This window comes from Arenibaculum sp., assembly GCF_035998295.1.
Classification (GTDB): domain Bacteria; phylum Pseudomonadota; class Alphaproteobacteria; order Azospirillales; family Azospirillaceae; genus DASYHS01.
On sequence record NZ_DASYHS010000173.1, the window covers coordinates 27,601 to 43,906 of the forward strand.

Genomic DNA, 16,306 nt, shown 5'->3' on the forward strand with positions numbered 1-16,306 from the left:
CACGGTCGCGTGCCGCACGCAAAGCCCCGGCACGCCGCAACGACTTAGGTCGAATGCGACGCTTTCAAGCCGCGCAGGGCCGCGACCTCCGCCTCCAGTTCGGTGATGCGGGCTTGCAGCGGCGCCACGACCGCCGCCGTCTCCGCGGCGGTGAAGCGCGGCGTGATGTGCTGCGGGCAGTTCCAGTCGAAGGCCTCGACCGTGACCACGACGGCGCGCTCGACCCGCGCCCGGTAGTCGGGCAGTTCCAGCCGCCGCATCAGGGCGGCGTCCCCGTCGGCGCCCCCGTCGGCGCCCCCGTCGGCGGCGACGACGCGGGCGCGGCCGAGGAGTTTCAGCCGGCGCCGGTTCGCATAGTCCATCAGGATCAGTACCACCCGGTCGTCCGGCACGAGGTTGCCGACGCTGACATATTGCCGGTTGCCGCGGAAGTCGGCGAAGGCGATGCACCGCTCGTCCAGCACCCGCAGGAAGCCCGGCGGGCCTCCCCGGTGCTGCACGTAGGGCCAGCCGGTCTGCGACACCGTCGCCATGTAGAAGGCGTCGCGCGCCGAAATGAAGGCCGCCTCGGCGGGGCCGAGCCGGTCGTGGTGGGCCTCGCCCTCCTCGAACCGCACGTAGCCGGCGCGGCTGCCCTGCGCCTCCTGCACGGCCTTCACCGCGGGAGTGAAGGCGATCTCGGCGAATCTGTGTCCCATTCCACCCTCCTTCGCCGGACCGGCCCGGCTCCGCTTCGTCATCAGGCCGCCAGCAGCGCCACCTTGGGGAAGTCGATCTCGACCTGCGTCGCCTTGCCGAGCATGTTGGTCAGGACGTTCAGGGCGACGTTCACGATGATCTCGACGATCTCTCCGTCGGTGTAGCCGGCCTCGCGCACGGCCCCGAACTCCGCCGCGGTCACCTCGCCGCCATGGGCGGCCAGCGCCTTGGCGAAGGCGACGGCCGCCGCGGCCTTGGCGTCGCGCGAACCGCCGGCGCGGGCGGCGGCGATCTCGCCGTCGTCGAGGCCGGCGGCGCGCCCGATCGCGGCATGGGCCGAGACGCAGTACTGGCAGGCGTTCTCCTCGGCGACGGCCAGCGCGATGCGCTCGCGCGTCCGGAGATCGAGCGCCCCCTCGCCGGTACCGCCGTACAGGCCGAGGAAGCCCTTCAGCGCCGGCGCGGAGTTCGCCAGCACCCGGATGAAGTTCGGGGTGACGCCGAGCTGGGACTGCACGGCCGCCAGCAGCACCGCCGCCTCGCCGGTCGCGGCGGCCGGATCGATCATGGGAATGCGGGACATCGGTCTCTCCTGTCTATTATGCCGGTTGTGCGCCGGCACCCGGCCGGAACGGGCGGACAGTGCGCCATTACGCTGCGGGGCAGAATGGCCGCTACCCGCAATGGATCATTGCGGCCGGCGAAACGCCGAGGAGAACCCCAGGCGGGCATCTTCCGGGCACGCCGCACGAAACAGGTACTACACAGGCCGGAAACGCCGGCGGAGATTCGAAATTCGGTAATATTCCTGTGATTGTCGCAATAATTACTCTCGTTAACGAAGTAAATCAACAATTAACCAGACGCAGACTCACAAAATTTTAACGACTTCCGACCACCATGCTCCTCGTGAGAAGGAATTTCTCCATACGATAGTCTCAGAAGGAGCAGTCAATAGATGTTCTCGCGTTTCATCCTGCCGATCGCAGCACTCGCCGCCCTTTCGATGCCCGCCCTGGCCGCCAACGGGACCGCGGACGAGGCCAAGGCCCTCATGGAGCGCGCGGCGGCGCATTTCGAGAAGGCCGGCGCCGAGCAGGCGCTCAAGGACTTCACCAATACCGGGGGCGAGTTCGTCGACCGCGATCTCTACGTATTCTGCTTCAACCTCGACGCGGTAACGACGGCCCATGGCGGCAATCCCGCGCTGATGGGCAAGGACATTTCCAAGCTGAAGGACGCGGACGGCAAGTCCTTCACCCTGGAGATCCGCGACGTCGCGATGAAGAGCGGAACCGGCCAGGTCGACTACAAGTGGGTCAATCCGACCTCCAAGAAGATCGAGCAGAAATCGACTTACGTCCAGCGGCTGGGCGACAACGCCTGCGGCGTCGGCTTCTACAAGACCTGAAGCCGGCCGACCATTCGCAAGCATAACGCGGGGCGGGCCGGTTGCCGGCCCGCCCCGCAGGGGAGGACGACGTGACCAAGGGAATGCTGCGCCTGTCGGACTGGCGCATCTCCACGAAAGTGCTGCTGGCGCCCGCGACGGCCATCACCCTGCTCGCGGGCATCGTCGGGCTCGGCGTCACCGTGCTGACGGTGCAGGAAAGGCAACTCCTGCTCCTGACCGAGGACGTCTTCGCCGACCACCGGCAGATCACGGAAGCGATCGAGATGGTGGCGGCGGCCGACACCGACCTCTACCGCATCATCGGCATCGCCGTGAACGAGACCGACGCCGCCAAGCTGCAGGCCAAGATGGAAGAGACCGGCGACCTGCTCGAGAAGGCGCGGGCCGCGGTCGCCGGCATCCGCGCCGTGTCGCTCGACCCCGCGATCGCCGGCGCGTTCGGGTCCGCGGAACTGGAGGCCGGCACGAAGTCGCCGGAGGAGGCACGCAAGGAACTGGAGGCCAGCTACGCGACCTTCCTGGAACTGGCGCAGCAGGTCATCGACATGGCGGCGGTCGATACCGCGACCGCGAGCCTGTTCATGGTCGGCGCCGACGAGGAAGCCGAGAAGACCCGGATGCTGCTCCACGAACTCGAGGAGCGCAGCGGCGCGCTGACGTCCGCGGCCGGCGACGCGGCCGCCCAGGACCTGAGGCAGGCGATCATCACCTTCGTGTCCATCGCCGCCGTCGCCGCGCTCCTGGCGGTGGCCGTCAGCCTGCTGGTTGCCCGCGCCATCGGCCGGCCTGTCGTGCGGCTGACCGCCGCCATGGAGGCGCTCGCCGGCGGGACGATCGACGTCGAGGTGCCCTATGCCGGGCAGAAGGACGAGATCGGGGCCATGGCACGGACGCTGGGCGTGTTCCGGGACAACGCCGCGGAGCGCCGGCGGCTCGAGGAGGCGCAGGCCGAGGAGCACGCGGCGCGCAGCCGGCGCGCCGAGCGCATCGAGGCCCTGATCCGGGAGTTCGACGGCAAGGTCGCGGCGGCACTGGCCGAGGTGTCGGCCGCGGGCGGCCAGATGCGCGGTGCCGCGGAGCGGATGACGGCGCTCGCCGACCGCACCAGCCAGCAGGCCGGCGCCACGGCGTCCGCCGCCGACGAGACCTCGGCCAACGTGCAGACCGTCGCGGCCGCGACCGAGGAGATGGCGGCCTCCATCCAGGAGATCGGCCGGCAGGTGAGCCGCTCGACCGACATCGCGAGTCAGGCCGTGCGCGAGGTCCGGGACACCGGCCAGACGGTCCGCGGGCTCGCCGAGGCGGCGCAGAAGATCGGCGAGGTCGTCCAGCTGATCTCCGACATCGCGAGCCAGACCAACCTGCTGGCGCTGAACGCCACCATCGAGGCGGCGCGCGCCGGCGAGGCCGGCAAGGGCTTCGCCGTCGTGGCGAGCGAGGTCAAGGCGCTGGCCAACCAGACCGCGCGCGCCACCGACGAGATCGCATCCCAGATCGGCACCGTCCAGACGGCGACGGGCGGCACCGTCACCGCGATCGAGGCGGTCGACCGCACGATCTCGTCGATCAGCGAAATCGCCTCGGCCATCGCCGCGGCGATCGAGCAGCAGAACGCGACCACGGGCGAGATCACCCGCAACGTGCAGCAGGCCGCCCTGGGGACCCAGGAGGTCAGCAGCAATGTCGGCGAGGTGAACGACGCGGCCGGCGAGACCGGCGTGGCGGCGTCCCAGGTGCTCGGCGCGTCCGAAGGGCTCGGCCGCCAGTCCGAGATCCTCAAGCGCGAGATCGAGGCCTTCCTGGTCGGCATCCGCGCCGCCTGATCCGCCGAAGCCCTGGAACCCCGGCGCGCGCAACCCCATAATGGAGGAAACCACAACCCCGGCCGAGCCATGTTCCAACAGCACACCGTCGATTTCGCCGACAAGCCCGCAGCCTACCGGGAGTTGGCGGGCCAGTTGGAGGCGCTGCTCGCCGGGGAGCGCGACCTGGTCGCGAACGCCGCCAATACGGCGTCCCTGATCTGGCACGGGCTGCCCGACCTCAACTGGGCGGGCTTCTATTTCCTGAAGGAAGGCGAGCTCGTCCTCGGCCCGTTCCAGGGCAAGCCCGCCTGCGTGCGCATCGCGCTCGGCCGCGGCGTCTGCGGCACCGCGGCCGACCGGCGCGAAAGCCTGCTGGTCGAGGACGTCCACGCCTTCCCCGGCCACATCGCCTGCGACGTCGCCTCGCGCTCGGAGCTCGTCGTGCCGCTGGTGCGCGGGGACGCGCTGCTGGGCGTCCTCGACCTCGACAGCCCGGTCCCGAGCCGCTTCGACGAGACGGACCGCGCGGGATGCGAGCAGTTGGCGCGCATCTTCCTCGCATCGCTTTCCTGATCCAGCAGCCGGAAATTTCGGCGAGGCCGTGAACGCACGGCCCGGTACGGGTTTTCTCTCCGCAGATCGAACGCGGAGGCGAAGCGATGAGGCCGACCCTCGTCCTGGACGTCGTCGGGCTGACGCCGTCGCTGCTCGGCCGCTACACGCCCAACCTGAACCGCCTCGCCGAACGCGGCGGCCGGCGTGCGCTCAAGACGGTGACGCCGGCCGTCACCTGCACCGTGCAGACGACGATGCTGACCGGCCTGGCGCCGCGCGACCACGGCATCGTCGCCAACGGATGGTATTTCCGCGACCTCGCCGAGGTCTGGTTCTGGCGCCAGTCGAACCGGCTGGTCGCCGGCGAGCGGGTCTGGGACGCCGCGCGCCGGATCGATCCCGGCTTCACCTGCGCCAACCTGTTCTGGTGGTACAACATGTATTCCGGGGCCGACATCGGCGTGACGCCGCGGCCCATGTACCCCGCCGACGGGCGCAAGATCCCGGATTGCTACGCCGAGCCGCCGGAGCTGCGCGACGAGCTGACCGGCCTGCTCGGCCGTTTCCCGCTGTTCCAGTTCTGGGGCCCGGCGACCGACATCGCGTCCAGCGCCTGGATCGCCCGGGCCGCCCGCCACGTGATGGCGACCCGCAAGCCGACGCTGACGCTGGTCTACCTGCCCCATCTCGACTACTGCCTCCAGCGGCTCGGCCCCCGGCACCCGCAGGTGGTCAAGGACCTCGCCGAGGTCGACAGGCTGTGCGGGGAGCTGATCGCCGAGGCCGACGCCGTCGGCGGGGCCGTGATCGCCCTGTCGGAATACGCGGTCGCCCCCGTCCGGCGGCCCGTTCACGTCAACCGCGCCCTGAGGGAGGCGGGCCTGATCCGCGTGCGCGAGGAGCTCGGCCGCGAGCTGCTCGACCCCGGCGCCTCGGCCGCCTTCGCGGTCGCGGACCATCAGGTCGCCCATGTCTACGTCCGCGACCCGGCACGGATCGGCGAGGTCGCGCGCCTGATCGAGGCGCTGCCCGGCGTCGAGCGGGTCCTCGACGAGGACGGCAAGCGCGCCTTCGGGCTCGACCACCCGCGCTCGGGCGAACTGGTGGCGCTGGCCGAGCCGGACGCCTGGTTCACCTACTACTACTGGCTCGACGACGCGCGCGCGCCCGATTTCGCGCGCATGGTCGAGATCCACCGCAAGCCCGGCTACGACCCCGTCGAGCTGTTCCTCGATCCTGCCCTGCGCTGGCCGAAGGGCGCGGTCGGCTGGCGGCTGCTGAAGCGCGCACTCGGCCTGCGCACGCTGCTGGACGTCATCCCGCTGGACGCGACGCTGGTCAGGGGCTCGCACGGGCGGCCGACCGACGATCCCGAGGAGGGGCCGGTGATCCTCAGCTCGGAGCCCGGGCTGCTGCCCGACCGCCCGGTCGCCGCCGCCGAGGTCAAGGACCTGATGCTCGCCCACGTGTTCGGCAAGGCGGCCGTTCCGGTGGGGTAGCGCGCACCGGCGGATCGGGCGAAGGTCCGGCCACCGTCCCAGCATATGCATGGGCCCCGAACCGGATAATGGACCTATTATCCCGCGATAATAGGCTATTTTTCCGGAAAGATCAATACCCGAGGGGACCGAGCTGCCCGGCGAAACCCGGGCCGCGCGCTAAAGCCGGCCTGCCACCTCGTCCGCCTCGCGCATCAGGCGGGCGATCAGGTCGGCGGCACCCTGGCGCCGCGCCATGCGCAGCCCCTGCCCCGCCCACAGGGACAGCATGTCCGCCCGCCCCTGCCCGGCCGCCGCCGTGCGCATCGGCCGGGTCAGCGCGTTCTGGAGCGGATAGGGCAGTGCCGCGTCCTCCATCTCCGTCATGAAGCGGTTGACGATGCCGCGCGCCGGCCGGCCGGAGAAGGCCCGGGTCACGCGCGTGCCGTGTTCCTCGCCCTCTAGGATCGCCGACTTGTGGGCTTCCGGTATCCCCGCCTCGTCGCAGGTGAGGAAGGCCGTGCCCATCTGCACCGCCTCGGCGCCGAGCGCCAGCGCGGCCACGATGCCGCGGCCGTCCATGATCCCGCCGGACGCGATCACCGGCACGCGCACGGCGTCGGCGACCTGGGGAACGAGCGCCATGGTCCCGACCATCGACGCCTCGAACCCGGCGGCGAAGGTGCCGCGATGCGCCCCCGCCTCGCTGCCCTGGGCCACGACGGCGTCGACCCCGGCCTTCTCCAGCAGCACCGCCTCGGCCACCGTCGTCGCGGTGCCGACAACGGCCAGGCCGCGCGAGCGGGCGGCATCCAGGGCGGCGGCCGGAGGGATGCCGAAGGTGAAGCTGAACACGGACGCGCCGCTGTCCAGCACCGCCGCGAGCTGGTCGTCGAAGAGGTCGCCGGCGCGGGACGGCGCGGCCGGCGGCGGCAGGCCGAGTTCGGCGTGGAACGGCGCCATGCGGGCGAGCGCCGGGCCGGCATCGGGCTCCGGGTCCGGGGCCGGCACCGAGGCGAACAGGTTGATCCCGAAAGGCCCCGGCGTCAGCGCGCGGACGGCGCGCGCGGCGTCGAGGATCTGCGCCGGCGTCAGGTAGGCGGCACCTATGAAGCCCAGCGCCCCCGCGTTCGAAGCCGCGGCCACCAGCGCCGGCGTGCTGGCGCCGCCGGCCATGGGCGCCTGGATGATGGGATGGGCCAGCCCGAGCCTACCGGTCAACCTCGTCTCGAATCGCATGCGCCACCTCCTTGCTCGCCACGAGCCTAGGTCATGGCGCCGGCCATGAAAAACGAATTGAAGTGAGCGGTCCCATCTGGAAACCAGATGCCCTCAGTCGGCGGCGTCGGCCCGCGCGGACCGGGGACGGGCGCAGTCGAGGAAGGCGGCGAGCGCGCTGGAGACGAAGCCGTCCCGCCGCCGCACGAAGACGGTCTCGACCCCGGCTTCGGCAGGCGGGAGCGCATGGAGCGCCACCCGCCCGTCGCGCGCGGCCGGCGCCGCCACGCCCCTGGGCAGCAGCGTGACGCCGACCCCGCCCGCGACGCAGGCGAGGATGCCGTCGAGCGAGCCGAACTCCAGCAGGCGCGGGCCGACCGCGCCGCGCGCGGCGAGCACCGCCTCCAGGCGCTGGCGGTAGGAGCAGCCCGCGCGGAAGACGACGATCTTCGGCGTGCCGGCGCGCAGCAGCGCGTCGAGGCTCCGCACGCCGCCGGCGGTCACGAGGACGAGCTCCTCCTCCCACACCGTCATGGCCTCCAGCTCGGGATGGCCGACCGGCCCGCAGACGAAGGCCCCTTCGATCCGATGTTCCAGCACGGCGGCGACGAGCTCGCAGGTGGTGCCGGTGCGCAGAACGAGGTCGACGGCGGGATGGGCGGCGGCATAGTCCGCGAGCACGCGCGGCAGGCGCAGCGCGGTGGTCGTCTCCAGCGAGCCGACGGCGAGCGAGCCCTTCGGGCACCCGTCGTCGGCGACCGCCCGGCGCGCCTCGTCCAGGAGACGGGCGGCACGCGCGGCATAGGGCAGCAGGCGGCGCCCGGCGTCGGTCGGGACGGCCCCGCGGCTGTGGCGGTGGAACAGCGGCACGCCCAGCTCGCGCTCCAGCAGGCGGATGCGCGCGGTCACGTTCGACTGGACGGTGTTCAGCTCGGCCGCCGCCCTGCCCATCGTGCCGAGCCGCGCCACCGCCTCGAAAACCCTGAGATCCCCGGCATCCATGGCCTCTCCCCCGCCGCGAGCGCGCACGATGCTACCACGGCGGCGGCGCTCACTCGATCGTCAGCGTCTCCTCGCGGCCTCCCGGCAGCGCGGCCCGCGGCTGCTGGCCGCGGAGGACGGAGTTGCCCTCGTACAGCATGCGCTGGTCGACGGCCGGCGGGTCGGTCCAGTCCTCCTCGCGGATCTGGCCGGAGCGGCCATAGGCGGCGAGCGCGTTGGCGTAGGTCAGCCGCTCGACGTCGGCCGCCGGTATGCCGCGCTCCAGCATCAGGCGCGCGGTCTTCGGCACGGCCAGCGGGTCCGAGACGCCCCAGTCGGCCGAGCTGTCGACGAACATGCGCTCGGAGCCGTAGCGCCGCGCGATCGCGACCATGCGCTCGCTGCCCATCTTGGTCCTGGGATAGAGCGTGAAGGCCGCCCAGAAGCCGCGGTCCAGGACCTCGTCCACCGTCTCCTCGTTGTTGTGGTCGATCACGACCCGCGCCGGCTCGATCCCGTGCTCGGCGATCACGTCCATGGTGCGCGAGGTGCCGCGCTTCTTGTCCCGGTGGGGGGTGTGGATGCAGACCGGCAGGTCGAACTCCCGCGCCAGCTCGAGCTGGGCGCGCAGGGCCCGGTCCTCGGCCTCGGTCTGCTCGTCGTAGCCGATCTCGCCGACCGCGACGACGCCCTCCTTCGCCAGGAAGCGGGGCAGGACCTCCAGCACCTGCTCGGCCAGGGCCTCGTCGTTGGCCTCCTTGCTGTTGAGGCCGATCATGCAGTAGTGGCGGATGCCGAACTGGGCGGCGCGGAACCGCTCCCAGCCGACCAGGGTCGACAGGTAGTCGGCGTAACTGCCGACGCTGGTCCGCGGCTGGCCGGTCCAGAACGCCGGCTCGATCACCGCGACAACGCCGGCGGCGGCCATCGCCTCGTAGTCGTCGGTCGTGCGGGCGAGCATGTGGATATGCGGGTCGATCAGCATCATCGGGCTTCCCCTTCGGTCGATCCGGGAACCAGGCCGTCCCAGGTGATCCGGCCGGTGGCGACGGCCCCGGCCAGGTCCGGCACGCCGGCGAGCAGGGCCGGCGCGTCCGGGTGCGGGCAGGCGGCGAGCGCCAGGGCCGCCGCCGCGCGCTCCTGCGGGTCGCCGGTCCGCAGCAGGTCCGCCAGTTCCGCCAGCGCAGCGTCGTCGGCATGCGGGCCGACGCAGCGCCACAGATCCACCGGGACCGGGCGGCGCGCCGCCCTGCGCTCGCGGGCGTAGTCGACGAGCATGCGTGCGAGATCGGGGTTGGCGCGCCGGTCGAGCCCGTGGACCGGCGCCAGCGGCACCCCGACGAACAGCGCCTTCAGGATCATGTGGTTCCAGGTCGCCTCGGAGAAGCGTTCGGCCGGATAGGGGTTGTCGTGCGCGACCGCCCGGAACACCGCGGTCATGTTCGAGCGCACGCCCTCGGCCGCCCGCGCGACGTGCCGCGCGGGATCGGGGTAGAGCGGCAGGCCGCGCAGGAAGGCGACCAGCTCGCCGACATCCGCGGTCGCCCACAGGCGCTCCAGCCGCCGCACAAAGCCCGCTTCATCCTGGCCGGCGGAGCCAGCGTCGTCGGGAACGGTCGCGAGCACGAACAGCAGGCGGGCCGCCTGATCGCAGCTCAGGTCGCGCGGGTCCCAGCCCGGGCGCGCCCGGTCCGCCTCGGCGAGGTCCGCGGGGTCGAGCGACAGGTCCCGCTTGCCGGCGCGCCGGCTCGCCAGCCCGACCGCGAGGTCGAGGGCGCGCACCAGCTCCGGCTCGGACGCCGCGGCGGCGAGCCGCGCCAGCGACGCGGCCACCCAGTCCCGGCCATCGGCCTCCAGACGGCGGTCGAGCCATCGCCGCAGCAGGGCGCGGATCGCGGGGACGTCGGGCTCGGCCATGGTCCAGCCTCCTTCAGGTCCCGGGAATCCGGCGCTGCAGCGCCAGCGTCAGCACGAACGCCGCGACGGCGGCGAGTGCGGGCCCGGGATGCCCCCAGGCCGCGAGGACCACCGCGTCGAACAGGCAGATCCCCGCGATCAGGTGGCCGACCGCCTTGGGCACGCGCAGGCGGCCCGGCACCAGCAGGAAGGAGAGCGACCAGGCGGTCCAGCCCAGGAACAGCAGCCAGAACGCGCACGCCACCGGGTCGGGGAGAGCCGCCGCCAGCCCATAGACGACCGGCACCGCGAGGAGGAGGAGCGGCCACGGGCTGGCGAGCCGGTCCGACGCCTCCTGCCGGGCGGCGTAGGTCAGGCCGACGAGGTAGCACAGCAGCGCCGCCGCCCCGGCCAGCAGGTCGATCCGCGCCGTGCCCGCGAGCGCCGCCCCGGTGCCGACATAGACCAGCACCCGGCACACCCCCATCACCACCGGGCTCAAAGGGTTGGCCTTGTGGTTCCAGTCGTAGACCACGATGGCCCCGGCGAGCGTCGCCGCCGCGAGCCCGGCCGCCCAGCCGGTCCCGGCCGCGTATCCGGTCCAGGCGAGCAGCAGCGCGCCCGCGCCCAGCATCGCCGCCCCGGCGGCGAGCACCGCGTCCGGCCGCGCCTCTCCCGACGGGATCGGCCGGCCCGGGCGCTCGGCCGCGTCGAGCGCCCGGTCGAACCAGTCGTTCAGGTACATGCCGGCGACGTAGGAGAGCGAGAACGCGGCGAGCAGGGCCGGCAGCCAGGGCGAAGCGGGCGACGCGCCGGCCAGGACGGCGCCGGCGAGCACGTTGGTCCAGACCGTGGGCAGGTTCGAGACCCGGCCGAGGCGCAGCGCCGCGGACCAGGTCAGGGGGCGAGCTGCTGCGTGACCCAAGTGAGCTCCCTCGCGATGGCGGCGTCGGTCTCGATGGCCCGAAGGTCTTCGGGCAGCACGTCCCAGGTATAGGTCTCGACCTCGAGATGGGCCGACACCGGGGCTTCTCGGTGCAGCGCCAGGACGTCGGCGACGAAGCGGCGGGTCGAGCCGAGGCCGCCGAAGCCGTCGGCGAACAGCGGCACGTGGAAATGCACCCGCCACTCCCTGTCGCCGCTTGCCCCCTCGCCGCTTGCCCCCTCGCCGCTTGCCTTGTCGCCGGCGCCCGGCAGGGTCGCGAACGCCTCCTCCAGGTCCGCGAAGCGGCGCAGGCCGCCGGCCCCGCGCTCGACCACCTGGTGCAGGTAGACCGCGTCGGCGAAGGGGGCCAGCAGGTCCCGGGCGCCGGGACCGACTGGGGCCAGCCGGAGCCCGGCCGTGAGCTGGAGCTTCGCGATGCGGATGCCCGCCCGCCTCAGCTCCGAGACGGCGAGCCGCGGCTCCTCGTACTCGACGGCGGCGTGGCACAGGTCGAGGCAGACCCCGAGATGTCGGTGCAGCGCCTCGGCGGCCGCAGCCGGGGCGAGGCCGGTCTCGGCGGCGAGCCGGGCCGCCGCCACCGAGGAATGGAGATGATGCCCGAAGAAGGCGACGGTCTCGGCGACCGTCTCCAGGAAGCAGCACGGCTCCGGCTCCAGCGCCAGCACGATCGTGCGCCCGGTCTCCTCGCGCAGGCGGACCAGCCCGGCCACGTGGCGGATCATCAGCCCCGCCATGCGCTCGGCCGCCCCATGGGCGGCGGCCCAGGGCTTGAAGCTGCCGGGCACGGTGCTGACGCTGCCCTCCATCCCGTCCGGAAGCAGGCGGGCGAGCAGCGCCGCCAGGCCGTCGGTGTAGTCGAGCCGGGCCTCGTCCTGCCAGTCCGGGAGATAGACGCCTTCCTTGACCGGGCGGCCGTGGAAAGGACCGTAGGGAAAGCCGTTGATCGTGAACACGTAGAGGCCGGACGCCGCCAGGAAGTCGGCGAACGCCTCCAGGACGCCCGGCCGCGCCAGCTCCGCCGCGGCGACCGCCGAAAGCCGCAGGCCGACCCCGAACGGCCGGTCCGGCGCGACCCGGCGCTTGACCAGCGGGACCCAGCGGCGCACCTGGGCCGAGATCTCGGCCCAGGTTTCGCCGGGATGGATGTTGGTGCAGTAGGTGAGATGTCCGCCCGGCACCTTCATCGCGATGCTTCTCCGGTCTCGCCGGCCTCCCGGTGGGCCTCCCGGGCCTCCAGCCAGCCGACCGCCGAGCAGACCAGCCCCTCGTCGATCGCGTGGACCTCGACCCCGCGGCCGATATCCGCGAGCAGGGTCACCGTCAGCTCGCCGCCGAGATGCTCGCGGAAATCGCGCAGGCCCGACAGCAGCGCCGGCCTGCCGTCCGGACCGGCAAGGCGGAGCGCCGGGTGCCACGGACGCAGGCCCAGGCGGTCGAGCAGCGCGCACACGCGCGTTTCCGCACCGGGCGCCAGCAGGCCCGCCAGCACCGAGTAGCGGGCGTCGAGCGCGATGCCGACCGCGACCGCCTCGCCGTGGCGCAGCGCGTGTCGGGTCAGCATCTCGAGCCGGTGGGCCGCCCAATGCCCGAAGTCCAGCGGCCGGGCGCTGCCGGCCTCGAACGGGTCGCCGCCCGACGCGATGTGGCGCATGTGCAGTTCCGCGCAGCGGCGGATCATCGCCTGGGCCGGGCCGGGCTCGAAACGGGCCAGCGCGCCGGCCTCGTCCTCGAGCCAGCGGAAGAAGCCGGCGTCGCGGATCAGCGCCACCTTGACCGCCTCGGCAAGGCCGGCAACGCGCTCGCGCCGGGGCAGCGAGGCCAGCAGGTCGAAGTCGTTCAGCACCGCGTGGGGCGGAGCGAAGGTGCCGAGGAAGTTCTTCACGCCGAAGGCGTTCACCGCGTTCTTGACGCCGACCCCGCTGTCGTTCTGCGCCAGCACCGTCGTCGGCACCCGCACCAGCCGCACGCCGCGATGGGCCGTCGCGGCGGCGTACCCGACCAGGTCGAGCAACGCCCCGCCGCCGATCGCCACGACATAGGAGTGCCGGTCGATCCCCAGGGCATGCAGCCGGCGCTGGAGCGTCTCGACCAGGGCCGGATCGTTCTTCGCCGCCTCGCCGCCGGGCACGATCTCCGGCGGGGCGACGGCCTCGATGCGCCCGGCATGGTGGGCGGCATAGGCGGTTATGGCGTCCGGCAGGTCGGGCCGGCAGGCCGCCAGCCCTTCCTCGAGAACGGCCAGGAAGCGGTGCCGGCGGTGCGGTTCGCGGCCGGCCAGCGCGTCGGCCAGGGCAGGGTTGGCGGGCCGGAACAGGCCGCGCGTGAAGTGGACGGCGTATTCGTAGGCGACGGCGAAGCGCTGGACATGCACGTCGCCGCTGCCGGTTCCCGGCGATGCGGATGGACGGACCGTGATCCCCGGCATGCTGCCTCCCAGAGGCGGCGTCGCGCCACCCGGACGTCCCAGTCCTCGGAAGCGCGAACTTCCCTCGATCCGGAAGGAACCGGCCGCTTCCCGGGCAGGACTTGGTTGCCAAGATATGTTAACAGCCGATCGCCGACGGCGACCACTTCAAACAGCCCGAAAAAGACTGTTCGTGCCGTGTAATACTTCTTGGCGGCCCAAGCGCGAATTCTACTTTAGAACGGGGAATTCAGCCCAGAACACGTGATGCCGGGAAAACCAGGGCCGCCCTGGTGCCGATGCCGGGACGGCTGTCGATCTCGATCGCGCCGCCGTGGAGTTCCACCAGCCGCTTCGTCAGGGGCAGGCCCAGGCCGGTGCCGTTGTGGCGCCGGGTCAAGGCGTTGTCGACCTGCCCGAACGGCTCCATCGCCTTGCGCCGCTCCTCCGGGGACATCCCGATCCCGGTGTCGCATACCGTCACGGCGAGGTCGCCGTCGGCGCGCAGGCCCGCCGACAGCGTCACGATCCCGCCCGCGAGGGTGTACTTGACCGCGTTGGAGAGCAGGTTCAGCACCATCTGGCGCAGCTTGCGCTCGTCGGCTTGCAGATCCGGCAGCCCGTCCGGCAGCATCGTGCGCAGCGTCACGCCGGCGGTCGCGGCCTGCTGCCCGACGAAGCGCAGGCCGTTGTCCAGCAGGCGCCGCAGCTCGACCCGCGCTTCCACGAGGGACAGGTGCCCCGCCTCGGCCTTGCTGAGGTCGAGAAGGTCGCTGATGAGGTCGAGAAGGTGGCGCCCGCTCGCGTGGATGTCGGAAGCGTAGTCGCGGTAGCGCCGGTCGCCGAGCGGCCCCAGCATCTCCGATTCGATGATCTCGGCGAAGCCGATCACGGCGTTGAGCGGCGTGCGCAGCTCATGGCTCATGTTGGCGAGGAAGCTGCTCTTGGCCTGGCTCGCGAGCTCGGCGGCGCGGCGCGCCTCGTCGAGCTCGCGCGCCCGTCGCTTGGCCTGCTCCACCGAGCGCGCCATCAGGTCGAGCGTGGTGCCGATGCCGCGGTAGAGGCCCCGGTCGACGACGACGAAGCCGGTGGCGAGCGCATGCGGCTTCTCGTGGGCGATGCGATGGCTCACCTCGTCCAGGCCGAGGCGGGCATCGACGACGAGCGGCACCGGGTCGGCCAGCAGCGCGATCGGGCGGCGGTCGTAGAGGTCGCGCAGGAGCGGCTTCGCAAACGTCGTCATCAGCGCCGCCCGGCCGATCATGCCGGCGACGCGCCCGTTCCGGACCAGGGCCAGGGCCGGCCAGGCATCGTTGCCGAGCAGAAGCTCGAACGCGCGCGCGCACGGCGCGTCGGGATCGACCGGCGGCACGTCGAGGGCGAGGTCGGCCGCCGTGCATTCGCGGCCGGCCGGCCGGGTCTCGGCAGGATCGCTGCTCTGCGTCGCCGCGACGGATACCGCGATGGACATGGGAGGCTCCGATGGCCGGCACTTTCGAAGGACTTAGCACGCCCACGTGACAAACGGGTTACCGGACGGTTCCCAGCATCGGATGCCCAGCATCGAACGCCACGAGACAGGAGGCACGCCATGTCCCGCACGCCGGAAAATCCCGGGCCGACCGGAACCGACGCCGATACCGGCGCCGCGAAGCTCCGCCAGCAGCAGCACACCGGCAACCACGAGGAACGCCCGCAGAACGAGAAGGAGGGCAACGAGAAATACGGCGGCACGCGCAAGGGCGCCGAGAACATGGAGCACGGCGACCGCAAGCCCTAGCGCCGGGTCGCGGAAGACGGATACGGCCGCGCCCGCGCAGGTCCAGCGCTCAGTCGTCCTCGATGCCGGACGAGGGCAGCCGGACGACCATGGTGCGGCCGATCTCGCGCAGCCTGGCGTCGAGGGCGCTGAGCGGCCGGCCGTCCTCGTCATCGTGGGGGTCGTCGCGGGTGTCGCCGCGGGCGGCGTGGACGGCGTGGAGGGCGGCCTCCAAGGCGGCATCGTCGGCGTCGGTGGCGGCCAGCAAGGCCTCGATCTCGTCCAGTTCGTGACGCAATGACACGGGACGCCCGAGGGCAGCCGGCTTCGGGGACGCGGAAACCCGTCCGGCGTCATGGTTTGTCATGGAAAGTCCGGGGGTGGCAGGGCTCGGGGACGCGGAAACCCCTCCGGCGTCATGGTTTGTCATGGAACGTCCGGGGGTGGCAGGGCTCGGGGACGCGGAAACCCCTCCGGCGTCACGGTTTGTCATGGTTTGTACCGGACCCGCCTGCGCCCTGGCCTGCGCGCGCAGCTCGGCCCCGATCTCCTCGCGCATTTCGGCGCGCAGTTCCTCGGCGATCTCGGGGCGCATCTGCTCGCGCAGGTCGTCGCGGACCTCGTCGTGCAGGCGCTCGCGCTCGCGCGGGGTCACGGTGCGCTGGGCGCGGACGTCCTTCTCGAAGCGCCACCACTGGGCCATCGTGCGGCTGGCGGCATCGAGCTTGCCGTTCTTCCAGAAGACATCGAGCATCCGCTCGTACTTGCCGCGCATGCTGCCGATCATGGCCTGCTCGCGGTTCTCCTCCGCCTCGCGCAGCGCGCCGATTCGGGCCTGGACGTCGTCGCGCACCCACAGCTCCGCGGCGTGCCGGCGGGCGGCGACGGGCGGGTAGCCGGCGCGGCGCGCGGCCTCGGCCAGGGGCTCGCCGCGCGCGGCGGCGCGGCAGAACTGCTCGACGCGCGGCGGCAGGGGGGCGGGGGTGTCCATGGCGGGCTCTCCTCGTTCCGGTTGAACGGACAAGGAGAGAACAAAATAGGATAATAGTCAAGAGAACATCCCCTCTCCCGTGCAACGGGAGAGGGGGGGGACCCAGCCGGAGGCTGGGAGGGTGAGGGAAAATGCTCGAAAACCCTCACCCTCCCACCGC

Annotated in this window: 16 protein-coding genes; 5 read left to right on the forward strand and 11 right to left on the reverse strand. The window is 72.2% G+C overall.

The window, feature by feature from the left end; translation table 11 throughout:
- Positions 1-44: 44 nt before the first annotated feature.
- Entirely contained in the window at positions 45-698 is a 654-nt protein-coding gene (locus VGO20_RS17180) for a pyridoxamine 5'-phosphate oxidase family protein (RefSeq protein ID WP_327503594.1), read from the reverse strand.
- A gap of 41 nt (positions 699-739) precedes the next feature.
- Complete coding sequence (locus VGO20_RS17185) at positions 740-1,282, reverse strand: carboxymuconolactone decarboxylase family protein (protein ID WP_327503595.1); 543 nt, start codon at positions 1,280-1,282, stop codon at positions 740-742.
- Positions 1,283-1,657: 375 nt separating this feature from the next.
- On the opposite strand from VGO20_RS17185, the gene VGO20_RS17190 reads away from it, so the two are divergent.
- The 4 genes from VGO20_RS17190 to VGO20_RS17205 all read left to right on the forward strand — a co-directional run bounded on the left by VGO20_RS17190 (position 1,658) and on the right by VGO20_RS17205 (position 5,972).
- Positions 1,658-2,110: a cache domain-containing protein gene (locus VGO20_RS17190; RefSeq protein WP_327503596.1), complete on the forward strand. Its 453-nt coding sequence runs from the start codon at positions 1,658-1,660 to the stop codon at positions 2,108-2,110.
- Positions 2,111-2,181: 71 nt separating this feature from the next.
- Positions 2,182-3,936, forward strand: coding sequence for a methyl-accepting chemotaxis protein (locus tag VGO20_RS17195; protein WP_327503597.1), 1,755 nt, complete (start codon positions 2,182-2,184; stop codon positions 3,934-3,936).
- Between the two features lie 69 nt (positions 3,937-4,005).
- Entirely contained in the window at positions 4,006-4,491 is a 486-nt protein-coding gene (locus tag VGO20_RS17200) for a GAF domain-containing protein (RefSeq protein ID WP_327503598.1), read from the forward strand.
- Between the two features lie 86 nt (positions 4,492-4,577).
- Positions 4,578-5,972: an alkaline phosphatase family protein gene (locus tag VGO20_RS17205; RefSeq protein WP_327503599.1), complete on the forward strand. Its 1,395-nt coding sequence runs from the start codon at positions 4,578-4,580 to the stop codon at positions 5,970-5,972.
- A 159-nt stretch (positions 5,973-6,131) separates the two neighbouring features.
- Here the strand turns inward: VGO20_RS17205 and VGO20_RS17210 are convergent, their stop codons facing one another.
- The 8 genes from VGO20_RS17210 to VGO20_RS17245 form a co-directional block, all read right to left on the reverse strand.
- Positions 6,132-7,190 carry an NAD(P)H-dependent flavin oxidoreductase gene (locus tag VGO20_RS17210; protein WP_327503600.1) on the reverse strand — a complete coding sequence of 353 codons (1,059 nt, stop codon included), beginning with the start codon at positions 7,188-7,190 and terminating at the stop codon, positions 6,132-6,134.
- A 93-nt stretch (positions 7,191-7,283) separates the two neighbouring features.
- Positions 7,284-8,171 (reverse strand): LysR family transcriptional regulator, encoded by an 888-nt coding sequence (locus VGO20_RS17215; protein WP_327503601.1) that lies wholly within the window; start codon positions 8,169-8,171, stop codon positions 7,284-7,286.
- Positions 8,172-8,220: 49 nt separating this feature from the next.
- Positions 8,221-9,138 (reverse strand): TatD family hydrolase, encoded by a 918-nt coding sequence (locus VGO20_RS17220; RefSeq protein WP_327503602.1) that lies wholly within the window; start codon positions 9,136-9,138, stop codon positions 8,221-8,223.
- Entirely contained in the window at positions 9,135-10,067 is a 933-nt protein-coding gene (locus VGO20_RS17225; protein WP_327503603.1) for an EboA domain-containing protein, read from the reverse strand. The genes VGO20_RS17220 and VGO20_RS17225 overlap by 4 nt, the downstream gene beginning before the upstream one ends.
- A 13-nt stretch (positions 10,068-10,080) precedes the next feature.
- Complete coding sequence (locus tag VGO20_RS17230; protein ID WP_327503604.1) at positions 10,081-10,971, reverse strand: UbiA family prenyltransferase; 891 nt, start codon at positions 10,969-10,971, stop codon at positions 10,081-10,083.
- Complete coding sequence (gene eboE / locus VGO20_RS17235; protein WP_327503605.1) at positions 10,944-12,176, reverse strand: metabolite traffic protein EboE; 1,233 nt, start codon at positions 12,174-12,176, stop codon at positions 10,944-10,946. Before eboE ends, VGO20_RS17230 begins: the two co-directional genes overlap by 28 nt.
- Positions 12,173-13,417 (reverse strand): 3-dehydroquinate synthase, encoded by a 1,245-nt coding sequence (locus VGO20_RS17240; RefSeq protein ID WP_327503606.1) that lies wholly within the window; start codon positions 13,415-13,417, stop codon positions 12,173-12,175. Before VGO20_RS17240 ends, eboE begins: the two co-directional genes overlap by 4 nt.
- A 229-nt stretch (positions 13,418-13,646) precedes the next feature.
- A complete protein-coding gene (locus tag VGO20_RS17245) occupies positions 13,647-14,867 on the reverse strand; it encodes a sensor histidine kinase (protein WP_327503607.1) in 1,221 nt (406 codons plus the stop codon).
- A 120-nt stretch (positions 14,868-14,987) separates the two neighbouring features.
- On the opposite strand from VGO20_RS17245, the gene VGO20_RS17250 reads away from it, so the two are divergent.
- On the forward strand, positions 14,988-15,176 hold the full coding sequence (locus tag VGO20_RS17250) for a hypothetical protein (RefSeq protein ID WP_327503608.1): 189 nt from the start codon (positions 14,988-14,990) through the stop codon (positions 15,174-15,176).
- Between the two features lie 49 nt (positions 15,177-15,225).
- On the opposite strand, the gene VGO20_RS17255 is transcribed toward VGO20_RS17250, so the two are convergent.
- The gene (locus VGO20_RS17255) at positions 15,226-16,146 is read right to left on the reverse strand and encodes a terminase small subunit (protein WP_327503609.1); all 921 of its coding nucleotides are present in this window, start codon (positions 16,144-16,146) and stop codon (positions 15,226-15,228) included.
- Positions 16,147-16,306: the final 160 nt, after the last annotated feature.